Source organism: Shimia sp. SK013 (genome assembly GCF_001292625.1).
In the GTDB taxonomy this organism is placed as follows: Bacteria; Pseudomonadota; Alphaproteobacteria; order Rhodobacterales; family Rhodobacteraceae; genus Shimia.
The window spans coordinates 1-20,901 of sequence record NZ_LAJH01000011.1 but is presented as its reverse complement, the minus strand read 5'-3'; the positions used below and the strand labels follow the sequence as shown (position 1 = coordinate 20,901).

The following is a 20,901-nucleotide window of genomic DNA, read 5'->3' as shown; positions in this document are numbered from 1 at the left end:
CATGAACCCGCTTTCAATGTTTGACGTTAAGGATGACGTCGCCCTCATTACTGGCGCTTCCGGCGCCTTTGGCATGGTCGCCGCCCGCATTTTGGCCGGATCGGGCTGCAACCTTGTATTGGCCGCTGGCAACCAGACTGCGTTGGATGAGATCGCCGCAGAATGCCGCGAGATCGGTGCGGCTGTTGTAACCGTAAACACCCGCCCTAACGATGAAGACGCTTGTGAAGCCCTAATCGCCGAAGCGGTGGCGGGTTTTGGGCGGCTTGATATCCTCGTTGTTGCCTCTGGCATGAACAAAGTGGCGTTAATCAATGACATGACGCCGTCAGATTTCAGCGCCGTGATGGACGCCAATGTCACACAAAGCTGGCTATTGGCCCGCGCGGCAGCTGCACAGATGAAAACCCAAGGTGATGGCGGGAAAATTGTGCTCGTCTCCTCCGCACGCGGCTTGCTGGGTCATCCAGCCGGTTATACCGCCTATTGCGCGTCAAAGGCGGCAGTGGACGGCATCACCAAGGCGCTTGGATGTGAACTTGGTCCCACAGGGATCACCGTCAACGCCATTGCGCCAACCGTCTTCAGATCACCGCTGACGGCATGGATGTACGAAGACACCGAAGAAGCTACCAAAGTACGCAACGGGTTTCTCGCGCGCGTCCCCAAAGGACGGTTGGGTGAGCCCGAAGACCTGGGCGGGCCGCTGCTGTTCCTCGCCTCCAAGGCATCCGATTTCTACACCGGGCATATTTTGTATGCCGACGGTGGATATACGGCGGGCTGACCCATGGGGACTAGCAAAAACATCGCGGTAATCGGCGCCGGCCTGATGGGTCACGGTATCGCGCTCACCTTGGCGCGGGCGGGTCACAAAGTGGCGATCACGGACCCAGTCGACGCGGCGCGTGAGTCCGTCAAAGACCGTATTGCCCAAAGCATGGCCGACATGGGCTGCGCAGACAGTGAATTACCAAGCGCCATAGCGTGCATCAACGTCGAAGTCAGCACCGCCGAAGCCGTTGCGTCCGCCGACGTGGTGTTTGAAGCGGCGCCTGAAAAGATGACGCTGAAGAAAGCGATTTTCGCGGAGATCGAAGCGCACGCTCCGGATGATTGCATTCTGGCGTCCAACACGTCGGTGATGCCGATCACAGAGATCATGAGCGATCTGCGTTTGAAAAACCGCGCAGTTGGCACCCATTGGTGGAACCCGCCACACATGATCCCGCTTGTCGAAGTCGTGAAAACCGAATGGACGGATACGGCGGTGGCACAAACCATGTTCGATCTGTTGGCTGACGCTGGAAAAACTCCGGTAATGGTGGCCAAAGATGTGCCGGGTTTCATTGGCAATCGCTTGCAACATGCGCTGTGGCGCGAGGCGGTGAGCCTTGTGGAAAACGGCATTTGCGACGCCGAGGCCGTAGATACGGTGATCAAATCCAGTTTTGGTCGACGTCTGGCCGTGCTTGGCCCGTTGGAGAACGCCGATCTGGTGGGCACGGATCTGACGCTCGATATCCACGAAAACGTGCTCTTTGATCTCGAAGCGAGACAAGGCCCTTCGCCGTATCTGCAAGGGCTGGTCGAGGCCGGCAAGCTTGGCATGAAATCAGGTCAGGGGTTTCGCACCTGGACCCAGCAGGAAGCCGACGATGTGCGGGCGCGAGTCGCCAGCCATCTGACCAAACTAGAGACCATTCTGGAAACATAAATCAGAAACCCCGGCGGGGAGGCTGGGGATAAGGGAGGACCACCACATGACCAAGATATTCAGAACACCTACGCGGCGAGCGTTTCTGACCGGGGCAACAGCAGCGATTGCTGCGCCTGCGTTGCTCAAATCAACGCGGGCCTATGCTGCCACACCAACGCTCAAAATCGGCCATGTCAGCCCACGCAGCGGCCCGCTGGCCGGTTTTGCCGAGGCCGACGATTTTGTGCTCAAGGGAATTGAGGCCGCGCTGTCGTCCGGTTTGCAAAACAACGGCAAAAACTGGAACGTAGAGATCATCTCCAAGGACAGTCAGTCCAACCCGAACCGCGCCGCCGAAGTTGCCGCGGATCTGATCCTTGGCGAAGAAGTCGACATCATTGTCGCGGCGTCAACGCCAGACACCGTGAACCCCGTCGCCGATCAGGCCGAGATCAACGAAGTGCCGTGCATCACAACCGATTGTCCGTGGCAGCCATATTTCTTTGGCCGCAACGGCGTGCCCGGCGAAGGCTTTGCCTCAACGTATCACTTCTTCTGGGGACTTGAGGACGTCATCGGGGCGTTTCTTGACATGTGGGGCGGCAGCGGCGTCGCCAAAAATGTCGGCGGGCTGTTCCCCAACGACGCAGACGGCAACGCTTGGGGACATCCGGAACTGGGCCTGCCCACGCCCTTGGCGGCAGCTGGTTATGACTTGGTCGATCCGGGTCGGTATCAACCGCTGTCAGATGATTTCTCAAACTATATTGCGGCCTTCAAAGAGGCTGGCTGTGAAATCGTCACCGGCAATATGATCCCACCAGATTTTGCCACGTTCTGGGCGCAAGCGGCCCAGCAGGGCTTTAATCCCAAGATCGTGACGATCGGCAAGGCCCTGTTGTTCCCATCCGTCATCGAAAGCCTAGGAGATCGCGGCGACGGGCTCAGCTCCGAGGTTTGGTGGTCACCAAACCATCCGTTTGCCTCTTCACTGACGGGCGCTTCGGCCAAAGAACTGGCCATGGGCTATACCGCAGACAGCGGTCGCCCATGGACGCAGCCGATCGGCTTTAAGCACGCGCTGTTTGAAGTGGTGGCAGATGTGGTGAAACGCGCCGCAGATCTCGAAGATCCCAAGGCAATTACAGCCGCAATTGCCGGCACGCTGCTGGACACAATTGTAGGTCCTGTCGATTGGTCCAACGGCCCGATCAACAACGTCACAAAGACGCCTCTAGTCGCAGGTCAGTGGCAGAAGGGCGACAGCGGCTTTGAGCTGGAAATCGTCGCCAATTCGGCGGCACCTCAAATCCCTGTCACAGCCGACCTTAAACTGCTCGGCTAACGCATTTGCGCGGCGCCATACTTTTTTGGCGCCGCGGATTTACTTCAAGAAAGCAGTCCGGATGACAGCAATCCTAAAACTCCAAAACCTCAAAAAAGCATTTGGTGCCGTCACTGTTGCCGACAATCAAAGCTATGAGGTGCAACGCGGAGAAGCGCTTGGGATTTTGGGCCCCAATGGTGCAGGCAAAACCTCGATGTTCAACCTGATCACCGGCACGCTCAAAGCAAACAGCGGACGCATCGAGTTTGCAGGCAAAGACATCTCAGGCTGGAGCGCCGCGCGGCGCAGTCACGCAGGCATCGCACGCAGCTTTCAGGTACCGCAACCGTTCTCTGGCATGACAGTGTTTGAGAACGCAATGATCGCGGCCACACAATCGGCGGGCCTCCATGGTCACGCGGCAGAAGCCCACTGTATCGAAGTGCTGGAGCAAACCGAGTTGATGGGGAAAGCCAACGTGTTGGCAGGCAGCTTGACGCTTCTGGAGCGCAAGCGGTTGGAACTCACCCGCGCGCTCTGCACAAAACCGGACCTCCTTTTGCTGGATGAAATTGCGGGCGGCCTGACTGAGGCGGAATGTCAGTCGTTGATTCACACCATAAAAGACATTCACGCCAGCGGCGTGACCATCATTTGGATTGAACACGTCGTGCACGCGCTGCTCTCCGTGGTGGACCGTCTGATCGTGGTTGATTTCGGCAAGTTGATCGCAGATGGCGACCCCAAGGCCATCATGGAAAGCCCGCAGGTCAAAGAGATTTATCTGGGGATCGAAGCTGATGCCTGATGCTCTTTTGAACATGACTGGGCTTGATGCCCACTATGGCGATTTCCAGGCGCTTTATGGCGTGGACATGCACATCGATGCTGGCGAAGTGCTCGCCATCATTGGCGCCAATGGTGCCGGGAAAACCACGCTGATGCGCGCCATTACGGGCCTGCTCAAAAGCGGGCCTGGCCAGATTAGCCATAGCGGTGTTGATATCGGCGGTCTGCGAGCGGATGAAATTGCCATGCGTGGCATTGCAATGGTGCCGGAGGGGCGGCAGCTGTTTCCGTCGCTATCAGTCAAAGAAAACCTAATGATTGGGGCGCAAGTCGGGCGCAATGGGCCTTGGAGTCTGGATGCCGTCTATGATCTGTTCCCCATTTTGGAAGAGCGCAGGGATCAGCAATCGACGTCACTTTCGGGTGGGCAGCAACAGATGGTCGCGATTGGCCGGGCATTGATGGCCAACCCTGACCTGATCTTGTTTGACGAGATCAGCCTCGGCCTCGCGCCCGTGATCATCAAAGACATTTACAAAGCTCTGCCCGGCATCATCGGCCAAGGCATGAGCGCCATCATTGTCGAACAGGACATCACTAAGGCGCTTTCTGTGTCCTCAAGGGTCTACTGCTTGCAAGAAGGACGCGTGTCGCTGGAAGGCGGCTCTGACACTGTGTCGCGCGAGGATATCTCCCGCGCCTATTTCGGGATCGAATAATATGGATTGGCTGAACGCAGTCGTGCAAGGCACCCTCTTGGGCGGGCTTTATGCGCTCTTTGCCGCGGGGCTGTCCCTGATCTTCGGGGTCATGCGCTTGGTGAACATCGCCCATGGCGACTTAATAGTTTTGGCAGCTTATTTGGGGCTGACGGTCACCACAGCAACCGGAATGCATCCTTTGCTGGCATTGGTGTTGGTCGTCCCTGTCATGGCCGCCATCGGCTACGCATTGCAACGCGGCTTGCTCAACCAAACTCTGGGCGATGATCTTCTGCCGCCTTTGCTGGTGACATTCGGGCTGAGTGTGATCATCCAGAACGCCCTTTTGGAAGGCTACACCGCGGATCCGCAAAAACTGAGCGCAGGCGCATTGGAGACTGCAAGCTTTGGCCTCGGCGGGCTGACACTTGGTGTGTTGCCAGCACTGACTTTTGCGATTGCCGTTGTTGTGATTTGGGGTCTGCAACGCGTCTTTTATCACACGCCTTTGGGACGCGCCTTTCGCGCGGTGTCCGACAATCAGGATATCGCGCAGCTGATGGGCCTTAATCGGCGACACATTTTTGGCCTCGCTATGGCGCTTGCGCTGGCGGTGACGGCTGTTGCGGGCATCCTTCTAGGTATTCGTACAAGCTTTGATCCTTCTATCGGCGGTGGGCGCCTGATCTTTGGCTTTGAGGCTGTGATCATTGGCGGTCTGGGCAACCTTTGGGGCACGCTTGCTGGTGGCGTCATCCTGGGCGTGGCGCAAACCGTGGGCGCTAAAATCGATCCCGGTTGGCAAATCCTTTCCGGCCACATCGCCTTTTTGATCATCCTTGCCGTTCGACCCAACGGCCTGTTTCCGAGGATTTCGGCATGACCACGCCCACCTATTCCGTCACCCGCTCCTCACAGGCGGCCCGCGTTGGCGCCGCACTTGGCGGGCTTGTTCTCATTCTTCTGATCGCCGCCCCGTGGTGGGCCGGCCGCGCCGATATGCGCTTGATGGGAGAGCTGTTTCTTTATCTTGCGCTTGCCAGCCTGTGGAACCTGATGGCGGGCTATGCAGGTTTGGTCTCTGTCGGCCAACAGGCATATGTCGGCTTTGGCGGCTACATGTTGTTTGCACTGACAATGTTTGGCGGATTGCACCCTGTTGCTGCTATTGCCCTTGCCGGAGTTCTGGGCGCGTTGATTTCGATCCCGGTGGCGGTCCTTATTTTCCGCCTTCGCGGCGCGTATTTCGCCATCGGCACCTGGGTCATCGCAGAGGTGTTCCGACTGGGGTTTGCGCAAATATCAACACTCGGCGGCGGCTCGGGATCATCCTTACCCGTCGCGATTGTCAGATCACTGGCCAGCAAGCGCGCCTTGCGTGAAAGCCTGTCATACTGGCTTGCGCTAGGCGCTGCCGTGTTGGTCATCACCGCTGTCTACTTCTTCCTTCGCTCTCGCAAAGGCTTGGCTCTGACTGCCATCCGCGACAACGAAACCGCTGCAAGCAGCCTTGGCATCGACATCTGGCGCACCAAATTTATCGTCTATGTGGTGACATCAGCTTTCACAGCCATGATCGGTGCGCTGATCTTCTTGCAGAAATTGCGGATTTCTCCAGACGCCGCCTTCAGCGTGAACGACTGGACCGCCTTTGTGATCTTCATCGTTGTGATCGGCGGCATCGGCACCATCGAAGGTCCGATCATCGGTACATTGGTGTTTTTCCTGCTGCGCGAAACGCTCGCCGACTTAGGCACCACTTATCTGATTGTGCTCGGCGTTGTCGCAATTGTTGTCATGCTCAAGGCCCCCAAAGGTCTCTGGGGCCTGATCCGCAGCCGCTTTGATATCCAAATCTTCCCACTTGGCTACCGCGTTATCAAACGCAACCCATCCTAAGGAGCCAGACCAATGGCAAAACAAAAAACCATCATCACCTGTGCCGTAACCGGCGCGATCCACACGCCCACCATGTCGGACGCCTTGCCCTATACCTATGACGACATCGCCCAACAGGCGATGGATGCCGCAGAGGCCGGCGCCTCCATCCTGCACCTACATGCACGCGACAACGAAACCGGTGCGCCCTCGGTGAACCCTAACGATTTTGCGCCGTTTCTACCGCGCATCAAGCAAGCGACAGATGCCGTTCTGAATATTTCCACCGGCGGTTCACTGACGTTGGCGATCCAAGACCGCATCACGCCGGCCAAAACTTTTTCGCCAGAAATGTGCTCGATGAATATGGGGTCGATGAACTTCTCGTTCCATCCGTTGGCGAACCGTTACAAAGACGATGATTGGAAATTCGATTGGGAAAAAGACTATGTTGCCAACTCGGATCAAAACATCTTTCGCAACACGTTCCGTGACATCAAAGAAGCCGCAGACACCCTCGCCCCGCATGACATCAAATTCGAACATGAATGTTATGATGTCGGCCATCTTTACAATCTGAAATTCTGCATGGACATCGGCCTGTTCAAGGCGCCTGTGTTTATTCAGTTCATCTTTGGCATCCTTGGCGGCATTGGCCCCGAGGTGGACAACCTGGTCTTCATGAAGCGCACGGCCGATCGGCTGTTTGGCGATGACTATCGTTGGTCCGTTCTGGGGGCTGGCGGATCTCAAATGGGCCTTGCCTCGACTGCAAGCCAGATGGGCGGCAACGTGCGCGTCGGGCTGGAAGACAGCCTGTTCATCACCCGCGGAAAACTGGCTGAAAGCAATGCTCAGCAAGTCGCCAAAATCCGGCGCATTGTCGAGGACTTGGGATGCGAAGTCGCCACCCCGGACGAAGCCCGTGAAATTCTGGACCTCAAAGGTGGCGACAAGGTTTCTTTCTGAAAGGGTAGCAAGCGATAAGGTAAGAGTTGATGACCCGGCGCCTGAATGAAGAGCATTGGCGATTGGTTTTGTTGGTTGCGGGTGCTTGATACCATCCAAAGTTAATCATCGGTCACCCGCCAGTATGGGCGGAAACCGGACTTTAGCAGCAACAGAAAAATCCCCGTCGCGAACAGTTGGAAACCGCCATTCAGGCCGCCCTGAAGTGTCCCCAAATGCTGCGCAGTGGACCAAGGTCGGCTGTGCACTGGAGCCGAGCCTTTCAAAGTTCAGTAACGTACAAATGTCAAATTGCCGGACTTTCACCTGCTTTTGCCTGCGGTCATTTTCGTTAGAAAAATCCACGGGGACAACGGCCGCAGAGCATAGCTAATGGAGAAAACGACTATGATACTTGGGCAGCATTTTTATCGTATTGCGGCAACTGATTGACGCCCAGCTCCTCAAACGGCAATGCCGATCACTGGTTCTGGATCAAAATTCAAAAGATCAACGCCGCGACGGTTTCTGCTTTGCTTTTCCGCGACGCGGCAGGAACGAACATCTTGATAGTTTCGAAATAGGTATCTGTCGCGACATCCTGAGACGGCGGGTCGAGGTCGAATAAGTGCCAAAGGCACCCTTGGGTTAATACTTGTTGACTTGATAGGGGCGCTCAACGGTACATTCGTTCAGATGGTAACGCGGAAAATTGCTCGCGTGCCAAAACCTCAATGGAGTGTTTTGATGTCATATAAGCTTGAAGACAACGTTGAAGAAGTGGCGAGCAAGTTGGGGTTTCCTGAGGGCCCAGTGGCGATGGATGATGGGTCGATCCTGTTCGTGGACATTGAATACCAAACCCTGATGCAACTGCACCCGGACGGGACGCTCGAAGAAATTGCGACACTTCCTGGTGGGCCGAACGGTCTGGCCATCGGGCCGGATGGGGCCGCATATGTCTGCAACAATGGTGGTGTCTACGGGTTTGCCAAAATGGATCCTTCCGCGCCTCCGGGGTCTGGGCGCAAAGCCAACCCAGCGCGAGTGGTTAACGTTCCGATCCCGATGAATCCAAAATACCAGGGCGGAGAAATCCAGCGGGTAGATCTGAAAACAAAAGAGGTCACAACGCTTTACTGCAAGTACAAGGGAAAGTGTCTGATTGCACCGGATGATATCGTTTTTGACAAGAAAAACGGGGGCTTCTGGTTTACCGACACCGGTACGGTGCACGCGGAAGGCAGCGATTTCGGGGCAGTCTACTATGCAACCATTGATGGTCAGACGTTGGAGAAGGTCGCGTCCATTCCGACACCAAACGGGATCGGCATTTCACCAGATGGCGATACGCTATACGTCTCTGATACGTCTTTTGGGCGGCTTTGGGCGATGAATATTGTGGGGGCTGGTAAGGTGGAACCAGGCCCGTTGGTCGGGATGCCCGGCAAAGTGATTCAAACCCTCGACGGGTATCAATGGCTGGACAGCCTCAAGGTGGAAGCGGACGGCAGAGTTTGTGTTGGCACGCTCATCACCGGTGGGATCAGCATCTTCAGCCTCGATGGCGCGGTTGAGCATCTGGAGTTGCCCGATCCCTTCACGACGAACCTGTGCTTTGGCGGCGAAGACATGCGCGACGTTTGGATTACCGCGTCAGGCACCCAAAAAATCTATAAAACCCGATGGCCGCGCCCCGGTCTGAAACTTGCTTACACGGCCTGATTGCCCCATCTGCATTCTTGAATTGCATGCCTTCAGAAGCGAATCAACTTTGGATAGAATATCGCCTCTTAATCCGTGAAATAGCTGCCGAAAATTGATAGACCGGTCAGTTTCCGTGATATGTTTAAGCCCATGGAACATGCTGCTGAGACTTCCAAGATGCCAGAAAGTCGTCGGGCTGAGCGCAGGATAGCCTCTGTCCTGTTCACCGACATGGTGGGCTACACTGCGACGGTAGAGGGGCTCGGAGCAGAAAAGGCTGTTCACTTTACGCGCGCGCTCCATGAGTTGCTGACAAAGGTCGTGGAGGAAAATGGCGGCACTGTGCGCGGGTTTGCCGGAGATAGTATTATGGCTATCTTTGGAATACCTGAAGCATTGGAAGATGCCGGACTGCGAGCATGCGTCACGGCGATGGCCATTCACCAGGCGTTTGAAGATGCGGGTGAGGCCTTTGACAAGAAATTTGGAAAACGTCCCGTTATGCGAGTCGGAGTCTGTTCGGGGTCTGTTATTATGGCAACCGTCGAAGGCGAAGGCGCGGACGTAACGGCCGTAGGCAACACCGTAAACCGCGCCTCGCGCATTCAAGCTCTGGCTCCAGAAGGGGGCTGTTTGATTTGCGACGACACCCGCCGAATGGTCGAGTGGCTGGTTGATCTGAGTTTTGGCGGTGAACACACCATGAAAGGCGTGTCAAAGCGCCAAAAGCTTTGGCAGCTGCAAGCCGTCCATGATGGTGCAACCCGATTTGACGCATCTCTTGGACGCGGACTAAGCGCATATGTCGGCCGCGACAAGGAGCTCTCGGTCCTGTCAGAAGCGCTTGGGCAAACTCCGAATGGTGTGTGCGTAGCCGATCTTGTGGCTGAACCCGGGCTTGGCAAAACCCGTCTGGTTTTTGAATTTTTGGCGCGTGCAAAGGCCTCGAATGTCCCCATCTTCACCGGTCAGTGCAATGCCGTGGGTCAGCGGGTGCCGTTTCTTCCCTTTCTTGAGGTCGTACGAGGGGCCTTCCAGCTTTACGATGAGGACAATCCAACCGAGATCGCGATTAAGCTGCGTCGGGGTTTGAAGCGGACAGATCTTCTTACAGACGAAAACCTGGGGCTATTGAAGAACCTCTTGGGTTTGGCTTTGCAGGACGGGGAACTGGACGGTTTGGACGGGGTGTTGATCGGCCTGCGGACGCGGGATCTGTTGCCCGCGTTGCTGCAAGCGCAATGTGATGCGGGGCCTGTGATCCTGTTGGTTGAAGACATGCATTGGGTCGACAGCGCTTCAGAGGACCTGATACGCAGGATCATTCGAGAGGGTCAGACAAACTTGCTGATCCTTTACACGCGACGCCCCGAATATGTACCTGACTGGCTAGACCATCCGGCTTTGAAGCAGATCACGCTCAAGCCACTTGAAGCCGAGGACATTCGAACCCTTGTGCAAACCCGTCTTGGGGTTGCGTCCCTTCCCGATACTCTTGTGTCTCAGGTCGTGGAACGCGCCGGTGGCAATCCCCTGTTTGCTGAGGAGGTTCTGAGCTTCCTTGTCGAACAGGGTGCACTGAAGGTGGCCGACGGTTCCGTTAGTTTCGATGTCGAGCAAGGTGAAACTGCATTGCCAGCAGGCATGCAGAGCCTGCTTTCAGCGCGCATTCAGCAACTCCAACCGGATGACCGCGCTTTTTTGCAGGCGGCTGCAACAATCGGGCGTCGGTTTGACCCCGGATTGTTGTCTCTGGTCGTCGAGCGTCCCGAGGAAACCGGGGTTTCGCTACGGCGGTTGGAAGCGCTTGATCTGGTTCACCGCGAGGCGAGTTCTTCGGACTACATGTTCAGGCATGTTCTCTTGCGCGATACCGTCTATCAAAGCCTATTGAGCGATCATCGATCGGATCTGCATTTTGCGATCGCCCAAGCGCTGGAAACCCGCAACGCGAACAGATTACCAGAAGCAGCGGAAACGCTTGCTTACCACTATGCTCAGACCGACCGTTCAGATTTGGCTTTTCACTATTCGGCTTTGGCTGGAGTGAAGAGCTTGGGCGTCTTCTCTGACGATCAGGCCAATCAATATTTTGCCGCGGCGCTGGCAATATACGAACAAGATCCAAGCTGCGCGACCGACGACGTTTTTGCAGAGTTTCTCGGGAACTTCGCGCTCTGCACGAACATCTCTCTTGATGTGATGACCATGATCAAGCTGGCCCCAAGGATGCAGCCCATTCTGGCAAGGATCGGAGACAATCCCAATCATATTCTTTTCTTGCACCACTACGTGTCTTGTTTGGTGTGCAATACCCAATTTATCGAGGCGCTGAGGGTCCAAAAAGAACTGACTGCCATGGCGGAGCGGCTGGGAGATCCGAAATCTATTTCCTATGCCATGGTCAATGAACTGTCCGTCTCGATCTATTCCGCACCGATTTCAAACGAAGAGTTCCAGGAGAAAAGGGAGATCATCGAGGACGCACTGAGCAATTTCGATGATGCATACTTGCAGAATTTCTATCTGGCGACGGTCGGCTGGAACGAGCTGACCCGTGGGCGTGTGGCCAACGCGCGTGCCACGGCCGAACAGATGGTCGCCGAAGGCACGCGGCGTAAAGACCCTAGGGCGCTTGGATACGGCACGGCCATGAAAGCTTTGGTGGCTGTCCTCACGGATGATCACCAAGCAGCGCTTGATTTGTCTACCGAAGCGCTTGAGTTATCGCGCGCCGAGTTTGAAATCGCGATCGCGGAATCTTCGCGTGTTAGCGCGCTGGTCGCTTTGGAACGGCCTGGCGCGCGCGACACGCTGCAAACGTACGTCGATTTGCGCGAAGCCGATGGCTGCACCTTATTTGCCGGTGTTCCACAGGGGATGCTGGGTGTCGGGCTTGCTCTGGAAGGAAAGGTCAGTGAGGGGCTGCACCACATCGAAAGTGTTATTGAGATCCGCGAAAAGGAAGGGGCTCTCATTGCTGCCGACTGGAACCGATTGCTCTTGAGCGAAATCTATCTTCAGATCCTTTCAGGCGAAGGGGACGCATCGATAGGTGTTTTGTTGCGCAATTTCCGGTCGCTGCTCGGGGTCATGCTGTCGGGCGAAAAACGGATCAAAGCGTTGATTGGTAAGGCTAGAGAAAACACCCAATTTGACACTGATGGCCACTACTTTGGTCGCGGCGAGATGATCCTTGGCCTGATGCACAAGCACAAAAAACGAAATGCACAGGCGATTGAGCACCTGAAAACCGCACAGAGGGTAATTGCCCCAAGTGGCAAAACCCCCATGCTTGCTAGAATCGAAGATGCGTTGGAGGAATTGACGGCCTAACCGGTTAGTTTCGAAAGATACCGGACGGCTGGCAGGCTGGGCAAAAACGTATAGGCCCCTCCGCGCGTTTCCACAAATCGCGGAAACTCGCTCAGCCTGATGCTCCCTCCGTCGCTTAACGTCAGATCAAAAGCGCTTGTCTCGGTCACATTTGCCCCCAGAAGCGGGTCATTCGTTCCTGTGATATTCGGGTCCTGCAGGCCGTAATTGATCCAGTCGCAAACAACAGCCTCAAATTGTGCTCCATAATTTGCACCTATGAAATTGCCGAGAAGTCCGCGTTCCGCCTTGTCATTTTCGACAGTCCGAGGGGCTTGATCGAAATCCGGACCATAAGACATGCCGCGCCGAACCAGACGACGTGAATGGTTGGCGATCCGTTGGACAATCGGGCCGCCTCGTGGATTGGCGCGGCGCATATGTGCTCCTGCCGGACAGCGCGAGTTGCGCGTATAGTCGAAATTGGTAGCAGAAATGCCGTCATCATTGTCTGAATTAGGTGACAGTTCATAGGTTGTGCCATTGCGCCAGCGCCCGCACATTTGTGCGGCCACAACTTCGCGCAGCGCATCGCGCCGGCCAATACCGCCGCAGATGTCCTTCTCGGCCCCCTCCGGGAGAAGCTTGTCCACGTCGGGATGTGTCATCAATTTGTCTGCGACCTTGGTCAAATAGTCTTCGAACCCGGCCGAATCCTGTTTTAGAATGCGAAAGGCGTTGAAAGCTCCGTTGCAGAAAACCTCTTTGGGATACGGGACAGTGAATTCCACGCCCTCAAGGTTGGTGGGATAGCCCAAAAGAACTGTTCCCAAAGGGTCTTTCGGTTCGTTTACGTCCACCTTTTCGGGGTCAAATATATGCTTGAACTTCGGTTGTGAAATACCGTCCTTATAACCGAAAAATACCTTTCCTTCGGGAAGGTTGCGCCCGTTGCGCACACCGAGAACGTCAAAGGCTTTCGCGACTTGCGCTTCAACCTTGTCAAAGTCGCCCGTATCATTGGAATAGATCGAAACCACAAGGTGAATGCGATCTAGTTCACGAAAGGGGACTGGCCATTTGTCGGGCGCGCTGGCTCCGACATCCCCTAGCTTGTTTGCACGATTTGCCATGCCTTCTTTGTACTCCGTCGGAAAGGTGTCAAGGCTCCGGCGAGGCAGGCCGAGTGCGCGCAAACCTTCAAAGGTGATTCCGACATTGAAGCAAACTTGAGGGGCATCGTCCCAATTCGCAGACCGAGTAATAGGTGGCACATCCTGCGGGTGATCTCCATCGGCGCTTTGCGCGAGAAATTGCCGCGCTTTGCCGCGATCAGTCACTTCCAGCATGAGGTGGCGCACGTTGTTCTTGCGATATCCTCGCAGGATATTGCCCTGAACCTCTTCAGAATTGAATTTGGTCATTACCATCCCACCCCAAGTTTGTTGCGAATTTGTGCGGCAGAGAAGCCCGGATACCCTCGATAGCCACCGCCCAACGAAATGTTCGGGTTCGCGTGTAACTGCAGGATCAGTTCGCGAGGAAGGCTTTCCAACGCGTGTGGAGGGTCGTTGGGTTTTCGACCTTCTGCCATGTCCTGAAGGCCAAACAATTCGATCGGATAGTCAGGTGCCTGAAACAGGTCGTGGTCGCGTACCCAATCGATGAACGCTTCGACATTTTCTTCGCACGGATACACCTTGTCGCCGCCTTCGACGACAAGCATCAGGGCATCAAAAACACTGCCGATCGTCGCAATGAAATCGCGGATATAGTTGCTGAAGTCTCCGTCGTAGACAGAAATCATACAAATATAATCTTCGACCAAAAGAAAACGCGCGGAATGAACTGTTCCGACATTATCCAGACCGGCGAACACTTCGTCCACGTTCTGGGCCAGCGCCATGACCGCCTTTGCACGACCGATCGGCGACTTGTCCTTTAGGGGCATGAGCAGGTTCATCATGCGTTGTGAACTGTCGCTTGGTTGCATCGTTTCACGGGGTCCACCCGGAAGCTTCTTTTTGCCGCTTCGCCACACCCAATAGGGCACAACAACGTACTTGGACAGGAATTGGAACCATCCCCGCTCCGGCAGGCTGTTGATATAGCTGTTCAGCCATCCACCTTGGTCGCTCATGACGTACCTCCCTGGCCGCTGAATGGACACGGATTACCGCCGCGTCTGTTGCTTGAATATTCGTAGACGTCCTTGCGAATGTGCAGCACAGGATCGCCTGACGGCTCAATCCCATCAATGAGGTGGCAAGGGTTGAAGCTCAGTTTTTCATTATATGTCTGTTGATCTTCAGGCATGCTCTCAAGCGTTAGCGTGCCCATCATGATCCTTTTGCGATGAGGCGGCCATTGGCGTGTGGAATCGTTGAAATCATCCCCGGTTTCGCCGACTTGCATCATCAAAGAAAAACGTGCCGTGCCATTCTCAAGCCGGGTTTTTAGTTCACTCTGCAAATATTCATTTTCTGGGGGTTTGGTGGGATCTTTGTTCAGGACACCCGCAACCGGAGCCCAAGTGAAGCGAACGTAGCGCTTTTCCTTGTTGCTGCCCGTAACGACAAATGTATGCACGGCATGATACGCCGTGCGCACGTAGCTCACCGGCGCGCCGATCACTGATGCGTCCAGAACCGCAGGTTGGGCCCAAATGTGAGCGTCGGCATAGCTGGTCGCGCCTTCATTCGGTCGCTCGTCTTGATCCGGATAGGGGTCGGGCATCGGCAATTGCAGTTTTAGATACTGCTTGATTTTCTCCCAGGGTGTCAGGCGCCTGCACGGCGCTGGCCGGGCGTGCAATGCAAATTCGAGGAATGTTTTGGGCGAGGGGGCAAAGAACACTGGCAATGTCATCGCCACAAGGTCGGTAGACCGTTTGTCGTCGAGATGAAAACGCACGGCCATGCCCCGCACATCGGACCAGCCATCATGCTCTTGCACGACCCCCATGCCGTTGGAAAATCGGACATTGACCTTTAATGCCTTTCCGTCTGTCCTGGTCTGGAAATGCTCGGCGACACAGTAGCCGGACGCAACCGCTGACGGCACGAAGTGTCCTTGAACACCCACGCCAACAGTGTGTACCGGGCGTCTTTTGGTGGAGCCCGCAGGGGGAGGCAAATCCAAGGCGTGAACGATGTCTTCAACAAGTTGTGGATCTTCCATGGCATTCCTCTGCAATCAGGATTTGACAAGCTGAGCACAACGGTGTGCGGATAATAGTTACAGCCTTCGGTTCAGCCGAAAAAATTGGCCGGCTCGGTTAGCAATTCGGACGGCGTAAAACCAAAAATGGCGCGGAAGAATATTATTCCGCGGCAGGCGGGAAACATCGCAAATAACTGTCACGTGCGCTGTGGGCAGCGCCAACTTTTTTGAACTCCCCTGCCTGCAAGGCCGAGGCGACAGCTGCCAGTGCTCGGTCAACCGGGTTCGGATCATCCACGTAACGGAAATTGCTGTCGAAATATATTAAATGACCTGGAGCCCAATATCCGGCACCGGTCCGGGATCCGACGAAAGCGGTCAGGGCGAGCCATTCGGCCTCGTGCAGGAAGCCCTTAAAGCTCACGGCCTTCCATATGCTGGCTCTTGTCCAATTGGGCAAAAAGGGTACGAGATCGTTTTCGTGCTGAAACCGATAGGTCTTTTCGGCAAGGCCAGAAGCCGAATAGCCTTCGGCGAAAGCTTCGTCGACTGATACGGCCGGAGCAAAGGCGTAAACTTCGATTTTGCCTTCGAGATCCGGCCAGGTTTGGTGAACGAGTGACGCCATCAAATAGGTCATCGCGCCGCCTTTGCTGTGCCCGGTAATAAGCACACCATTTGGAGCCTGATCGAGGATCAAACCCAGTTGCTCTTGGACCCAAGGCCACAATTCCTGCGCCGCTTCAGCAAATCCGCGTTCTGCGTGACCCAGATGCGCCTTTCCCAAAATCCATTTCAGCGGGCGCATATGGGCGTCATTAACCCAGTCCTTGACCCACCCCATAATGTTATGATGATCAAGCTCCGGTGGAAGGGTGCCGCGCACGGATACAACCGCATAGCCATCTTCGGTCAACCCAACGAGACACCCATTGATGTGGTCTTCGCCTGAACAAATAAAAGCAGGTGCATAAGTCTCGGGGCCTTCTACAAAGCCAACCGCACCTTGTATTTCCGCATCAACGTCATAAACGCAGCCATCGCCATTATCGACCCGCCGCAGGATATTGGAGGAGACGGCGGCCTCCTCTTCGTCATGGTGGATCTCGTAGGCGCAAACGCAGGCATTTATCATCCTGCGCGCCATGTTCGGATCTGCTATCACTTGGGTCTCTCCCTTCCTTGGCACAGCCTACGGCCAATCCCACCAATCGAGGTTGAACGAGCTAGATTGCGCCACATGTGGCCTTGCGGCCGGGCTTCCAGAGATGCGGTTCCTTGTTGGATCTTCGCTAAACAACTTTCTATTAATCAGAAGTTAACACTATCGTGCGGTCGCCGTTGAGTCTATCGCGCAGAATTTTGGTCTCTCTGTGATTGTTAAGGGGGGATGTTCCTCCCAAGGCGCGCGGGCCGGTGTCGGCGCCTGACTGGATTACGAAGCGTGGCTCATTCCGGAGCGATGTTCATCCAAGGCGAACCGCGCAACAGTCAACATTGTCCCCCACTGTTGACCTTGGCAGATCCACAATGTTGCTCCTATGCGCCAACGGCCGCTTCGGGGAAGCTGCAACGCAGCGGTTAGACATCTGGCCAAGGTCCGGTGTGGGCCAAAGTTGACCTGGCCCCAAGTTATTGAGCTAGTTCCAATTCTTGTACCGCGCAATGTCCGAAGCGAGTACAATTGCGTCGGTCCTCTGGCACCAACTGTCCCGTTCCGACGGATGCATTTTTCCCTAAAACGGCAGGCCGCCAAAAAGGAAATGGCGACACAACCGTGCCGCCATCCACTCTTAGCCTAGGCTCAATCTACAGGGGGTCTCAAAAATCCGTCTTTTGTCGCAAGAATGGACTTTCCTTGTCGGACCACAAACAAACAGAGCAGCTTGGTCTACCCGCACTTACTGTGGCCACAACTGCGGCACGTCATGCAGCCTTCCACCATCTGCAATTCAAACTGACCACAACTCGGGCACGCCTTGCCGCGTGGCGCTTCACCGACTGCCATAACCTCAGATTGCGGGTCCGCCTTTAGCCCCATGCCTTCGCCCTCGATGAAGCCAATCGCGATCATGTGACGCTCCAACACGCCACCAATCGCGGCCAGAATGGACGGGATATATTTGCCTTCCATCCAAGCGCCACCGCGCGGATCAAACACCGCCTTCAGCTCCTCAACCACGAAGGACACATCCCCACCGCGACGGAACACCGCCGAAATCATCCGTGTCAACGCCAGTGTCCACGCATAATGCTCCATGTTTTTGGAGTTTATAAAGACTTCAAACGGCCGACGATGACCGTTGATGATCACATCATTCACCGTCAAGTAAATCGCGTGCTCACTATCAGGCCATTTCAGCTTGTAGGTCGCGCCCTCAAGGCTTTGCGGACGCTCAAGCGGGTCAGACATATAAATCACTTCACCGCCGTCTGCGACGTGATCCGCGGGCTTTTCACCCGGCGCGTCCTCGGAGCTTTCAGAAACGGTCAGAACCGAACCAGTCACGTCATTGGGGCGATAGGTGGTGCAGCCCTTACAGCCGGTGTCCCACGCCTGCATGTAGACGTTTTTGAACTCTTCAAAACCGATGTCTTCGGGGCAGTTGATGGTCTTGGAGATCGAGCTGTCGATCCATTTCTGCGCCGCCGCCTGCATGCGCACGTGCGCGGCAGGTTCAAGCGTCTGTGCATTCACAAAATAGTCCGGTAACTCCTTGTCACCAAACTTGTCGCGCCACATTTGCACAGCGTAATCAACGACTTCCTCTTCGGTGCGTGACCCGTCTTTCTGCAACACCTTGCGCGTATAGGCGTATGCGAACACCGGCTCGATGCCGGAACTGACGTTGCCTGCATAAAGGCTGATTGTGCCTGTTGGCGCAATCGACGTCAGCAACGCGTTGCGAATGCCATGCTCGCCAATCGCCGCGCGCACATCTTCGTCCAGATCCTGCACCATGCCACCAGCAAGGTACTTATCCTTGTCAAACAGCGGGAAGGCACCCTTTTCTTTCGCCAAATCCACCGACGCCAGATAAGACGCCCGCGCAATCGCTCTCATCCAGGCCTCAGTCTGCTGCGCCGCTTCTTCCGAGCCGTATTTCAGCCCGAGCATCAGCAACGCATCCGCCAAACCCGTCACGCCAAGGCCAATCCGGCGCTTGGCTTGAGCTTCTTGGGCCTGCTGTTCCAGCGGGAATTTTGATGCGTCAACGACGTTGTCCATCATCCGCACGGCCGTTGCCACAAGGTCAGACATCGCTGCTTCGTTCAGCTCTGCATTGGCTTCAAACGGATTGCTGACCAACCGCGCAAGGTTGATCGACCCCAACAAACACGCGCCATATGGCGGCAAAGGTTGCTCCCCGCAGGGGTTTGTCGCGGCAATCTCTTCGACATAACTCAGGTTGTTGCGCTGGTTGATGCGGTCGATGAAAATCACGCCGGGTTCCGCGTAATCATATGTGCCCTGCATGATCTTGTTCCACAGATCACGCGCCTCAACCGTGTGGTAAACACGATCGCCAAAGGTCAACTCCCAAGGACCATCGGCCTTGACCGCTTCCATAAATGCGTCCGTCACGAGAACGGACATGTTGAACATACGCAGGCGTGCGGGGTCTGATTTCGCAGTGATAAAGCTTTCAATGTCGGGATGGTCACAGCGCATGGTTGCCATCATCGCGCCACGACGCGAACCGGCAGACATAATGGTCCGGCACATCGCATCCCACACATCCATGAACGACAACGGACCAGAAGCATCCGCGGCCACACCCATCACATCCGCACCACGCGGGCGAATGGTGGAAAAGTCATAGCCGATCCCGCCACCCTGCTGCATCGTCAGGGCCGCCTCTTTCAACATGTCGAAAATGCCGCCCATGCTGTCCGGCACCGTGCCCATCACAAAACAGTTAAACAGTGTCACCTGACGCGCCGTGCCCGCGCCCGCAGTGATGCGGCCTGCTGGCAGATATTTGAAATCTTCCAGCGCGGCGTAAAACTTGTCTTCCCAAGCTTTGGGGTCTTTTTCAACCTTCGCCAGATCGCGCGCGATCCTGCGCCAACTGTCTTCCACAGTGATATCGATCGGAGCACCATCCGCCTCTTTGAAACGATATTTCATGTCCCAGATTTGCTCGGCGATGGGGGCGGCGAAACGACTCATTGTGGATTCCCTGTAGGTTCTGCGCATTATTGTGAAGAGGCCCCAATCTATAATGGATCACACGCGCGGCACAACTGTGAACGCGAGGGAACGCACAAAGAATTTCACGAAGATGGCACAACAGGTTGCGGCGCCCCCCCTATAACATACAATATCATGCGTACCTTGGGACGAATCTGTGGGCAACCTGTGGATAATTTAATCAACCTCGTAAAACTCAGCGTCGGCACCGAAAGTGTCGACAGCCTGATCGCATGGCAGGAGATGCGGCGCGCCCAAATGCCCGACTCGCTGCCTCGGCACGTGACCCGGATGTGGCCCAAACGCGAGGTCGAGATTTTGGCGGGCGGCTCCATTTTTTGGGTGATCAAAGGGGTTATCCAATGCCGCCAACGGATTATGCGTCTGGACGAGGTGCGAGGCGACGACGGCATCCGCCGCTGTGCAATTGTGCTGGACCCGGAAATTCGCCGCACTGCCAACGCCACCAAACGTGCCTTCCAAGGCTGGCGGTATCTCAAACCTGAGGACGCCCCCGCAGATCTTCCGAAGTCGCGCGCCAACGACGACACCCTGCCCGACGACCTCAACCGCGCACTGGCGGACATCGGCGTGCTATAGCCGCAAATTTGCACAGATACCTCTATCGATGGCGGTATTTATGCAAATTCACACATCTGTCATCGTGTCTCCAACACAAGGAGACACGCCATGCCCACCACTCACACCGCTTACGCCACCGCCGAAACACTGGATTTTCCCGGCGCGATTACCTTGCGTATTTTGCTGACCGGGGACGACACTGGCGGTGCACAGGAGATCTTTGAGGACATCGTGCATCCCGGCATCGGTCCCGGTCGCCACATTCATCACGATCAGGACGAAACCTTCTTTTTCCTCGAAGGTGACTTTGTTGTCGAAATCGACGGGGTATTGCACGAAATGTCCCCCGGCGACGTCGCCTTTATCCCGCGCGGCACGGTGCATGCGTTTAAAAATGTCGGCGCGACCAAAGGCCGCCTGCGGTATGTCTTCACCCCCGCATTGAAAATGGAAACCATGTTCCGCGCCTTTCATGCCGCCGCGCAAACCGGCGCAATCACCCAAGACGTGATGGCACAAATTGCACAGGACAACGGTCAGGAATTTGTCGGCCCGCCGCTATAGGCCAGCACCAAAAACAAAAGCGCGGCCCGTATGG

Annotated in this window: 17 protein-coding genes; 12 read left to right on the top strand and 5 right to left on the bottom strand. The window is 55.6% G+C overall.

The genetic code is table 11. The annotated features are described in order from the left end of the window. Position 1: 1 nt before the first annotated feature. From SHIM_RS08360 to SHIM_RS08315, 10 genes are all read left to right on the top strand, one after another. Positions 2-787, top strand: coding sequence for an SDR family NAD(P)-dependent oxidoreductase (locus SHIM_RS08360; RefSeq protein ID WP_054002201.1), 786 nt, complete (start codon positions 2-4; stop codon positions 785-787). A gap of 3 nt (positions 788-790) precedes the next feature. Beyond that, positions 791-1,717: a 3-hydroxyacyl-CoA dehydrogenase family protein gene (locus tag SHIM_RS08355; protein WP_054002200.1), complete on the top strand. Its 927-nt coding sequence runs from the start codon at positions 791-793 to the stop codon at positions 1,715-1,717. A 46-nt stretch (positions 1,718-1,763) separates the two neighbouring features. Further along, positions 1,764-3,044, top strand: a complete 1,281-nt coding sequence (locus SHIM_RS08350) for an ABC transporter substrate-binding protein (RefSeq protein ID WP_054002199.1) — start codon at positions 1,764-1,766, stop codon at positions 3,042-3,044. 61 nt (positions 3,045-3,105) lie between these two features. Continuing rightward, positions 3,106-3,834 (top strand): ABC transporter ATP-binding protein, encoded by a 729-nt coding sequence (locus tag SHIM_RS08345; protein ID WP_054002198.1) that lies wholly within the window; start codon positions 3,106-3,108, stop codon positions 3,832-3,834. Next, positions 3,827-4,534 (top strand): ABC transporter ATP-binding protein, encoded by a 708-nt coding sequence (locus tag SHIM_RS08340; protein ID WP_054002197.1) that lies wholly within the window; start codon positions 3,827-3,829, stop codon positions 4,532-4,534. Before SHIM_RS08345 ends, SHIM_RS08340 begins: the two co-directional genes overlap by 8 nt. A gap of 1 nt (position 4,535) precedes the next feature. Continuing rightward, positions 4,536-5,399: a branched-chain amino acid ABC transporter permease gene (locus tag SHIM_RS08335; protein WP_054002196.1), complete on the top strand. Its 864-nt coding sequence runs from the start codon at positions 4,536-4,538 to the stop codon at positions 5,397-5,399. Beyond that, positions 5,396-6,415 (top strand): branched-chain amino acid ABC transporter permease, encoded by a 1,020-nt coding sequence (locus tag SHIM_RS08330; protein WP_054002195.1) that lies wholly within the window; start codon positions 5,396-5,398, stop codon positions 6,413-6,415. Before SHIM_RS08335 ends, SHIM_RS08330 begins: the two co-directional genes overlap by 4 nt. 12 nt (positions 6,416-6,427) lie before the next feature. Beyond that, positions 6,428-7,363, top strand: coding sequence for a 3-keto-5-aminohexanoate cleavage protein (locus tag SHIM_RS08325; protein ID WP_054002194.1), 936 nt, complete (start codon positions 6,428-6,430; stop codon positions 7,361-7,363). A 726-nt stretch (positions 7,364-8,089) separates the two neighbouring features. Next, on the top strand, positions 8,090-9,067 hold the full coding sequence (locus tag SHIM_RS08320) for an SMP-30/gluconolactonase/LRE family protein (RefSeq protein WP_054002193.1): 978 nt from the start codon (positions 8,090-8,092) through the stop codon (positions 9,065-9,067). A gap of 120 nt (positions 9,068-9,187) precedes the next feature. Then, entirely contained in the window at positions 9,188-12,385 is a 3,198-nt protein-coding gene (locus SHIM_RS08315) for an ATP-binding protein (protein WP_082358333.1), read from the top strand. Here SHIM_RS08315 and SHIM_RS08310 read toward each other — a convergent pair. From SHIM_RS08310 to SHIM_RS08290, 5 genes are all read right to left on the bottom strand, one after another. Then, positions 12,382-13,788: a Dyp-type peroxidase gene (locus tag SHIM_RS08310; protein WP_054002191.1), complete on the bottom strand. Its 1,407-nt coding sequence runs from the start codon at positions 13,786-13,788 to the stop codon at positions 12,382-12,384. The two genes, SHIM_RS08315 and SHIM_RS08310, sit on opposite strands and share 4 nt — an antisense overlap. Then, entirely contained in the window at positions 13,788-14,504 is a 717-nt protein-coding gene (locus tag SHIM_RS08305; RefSeq protein WP_054002190.1) for a hypothetical protein, read from the bottom strand. Before SHIM_RS08305 ends, SHIM_RS08310 begins: the two co-directional genes overlap by 1 nt. Beyond that, positions 14,501-15,544, bottom strand: a complete 1,044-nt coding sequence (locus tag SHIM_RS08300) for a catalase (RefSeq protein WP_054002189.1) — start codon at positions 15,542-15,544, stop codon at positions 14,501-14,503. The genes SHIM_RS08305 and SHIM_RS08300 overlap by 4 nt, the downstream gene beginning before the upstream one ends. Before the next feature lie 142 nt (positions 15,545-15,686). After that, on the bottom strand, positions 15,687-16,691 hold the full coding sequence (locus tag SHIM_RS08295; protein WP_082358332.1) for a lipase family protein: 1,005 nt from the start codon (positions 16,689-16,691) through the stop codon (positions 15,687-15,689). A gap of 726 nt (positions 16,692-17,417) precedes the next feature. Beyond that, positions 17,418-19,700, bottom strand: coding sequence for an adenosylcobalamin-dependent ribonucleoside-diphosphate reductase (locus SHIM_RS08290; protein ID WP_054002187.1), 2,283 nt, complete (start codon positions 19,698-19,700; stop codon positions 17,418-17,420). Positions 19,701-19,889: 189 nt separating this feature from the next. On the opposite strand from SHIM_RS08290, the gene SHIM_RS08285 reads away from it, so the two are divergent. Then, positions 19,890-20,321, top strand: a complete 432-nt coding sequence (locus tag SHIM_RS08285; RefSeq protein WP_054002186.1) for a DUF1489 family protein — start codon at positions 19,890-19,892, stop codon at positions 20,319-20,321. A gap of 90 nt (positions 20,322-20,411) precedes the next feature. Beyond that, positions 20,412-20,867, top strand: a complete 456-nt coding sequence (locus SHIM_RS08280) for a cupin domain-containing protein (RefSeq protein WP_054002185.1) — start codon at positions 20,412-20,414, stop codon at positions 20,865-20,867. Positions 20,868-20,901: the final 34 nt, after the last annotated feature.

Excerpts from the sequence above, each read along its gene's own strand:
- SHIM_RS08340 (WP_054002197.1), top strand. The coding sequence starts at position 3,827 with ATGCCTGATGCTCTTTTGAACATGACTGGGCTTGATGCCCACTATGGC.
- SHIM_RS08325 (WP_054002194.1), top strand. The coding sequence starts at position 6,428 with ATGGCAAAACAAAAAACCATCATCACCTGTGCCGTAACCGGCGCGATC.
- SHIM_RS08360 (WP_054002201.1), top strand. The coding sequence starts at position 2 with ATGAACCCGCTTTCAATGTTTGACGTTAAGGATGACGTCGCCCTCATT.
- SHIM_RS08315 (WP_082358333.1), top strand. The coding sequence starts at position 9,188 with ATGTTTAAGCCCATGGAACATGCTGCTGAGACTTCCAAGATGCCAGAA.
- SHIM_RS08350 (WP_054002199.1), top strand. The coding sequence starts at position 1,764 with ATGACCAAGATATTCAGAACACCTACGCGGCGAGCGTTTCTGACCGGG.
- SHIM_RS08355 (WP_054002200.1), top strand. The coding sequence starts at position 791 with ATGGGGACTAGCAAAAACATCGCGGTAATCGGCGCCGGCCTGATGGGT.
- SHIM_RS08290 (WP_054002187.1), bottom strand. The coding sequence starts at position 19,700 with ATGAGTCGTTTCGCCGCCCCCATCGCCGAGCAAATCTGGGACATGAAA.
- SHIM_RS08330 (WP_054002195.1), top strand. The coding sequence starts at position 5,396 with ATGACCACGCCCACCTATTCCGTCACCCGCTCCTCACAGGCGGCCCGC.
- SHIM_RS08310 (WP_054002191.1), bottom strand. The coding sequence starts at position 13,788 with ATGACCAAATTCAATTCTGAAGAGGTTCAGGGCAATATCCTGCGAGGA.
- SHIM_RS08305 (WP_054002190.1), bottom strand. The coding sequence starts at position 14,504 with ATGAGCGACCAAGGTGGATGGCTGAACAGCTATATCAACAGCCTGCCG.
- SHIM_RS08320 (WP_054002193.1), top strand. The coding sequence starts at position 8,090 with ATGTCATATAAGCTTGAAGACAACGTTGAAGAAGTGGCGAGCAAGTTG.
- SHIM_RS08345 (WP_054002198.1), top strand. The coding sequence starts at position 3,106 with ATGACAGCAATCCTAAAACTCCAAAACCTCAAAAAAGCATTTGGTGCC.
- SHIM_RS08300 (WP_054002189.1), bottom strand. The coding sequence starts at position 15,544 with ATGGAAGATCCACAACTTGTTGAAGACATCGTTCACGCCTTGGATTTG.
- SHIM_RS08280 (WP_054002185.1), top strand. The coding sequence starts at position 20,412 with ATGCCCACCACTCACACCGCTTACGCCACCGCCGAAACACTGGATTTT.
- SHIM_RS08335 (WP_054002196.1), top strand. The coding sequence starts at position 4,536 with ATGGATTGGCTGAACGCAGTCGTGCAAGGCACCCTCTTGGGCGGGCTT.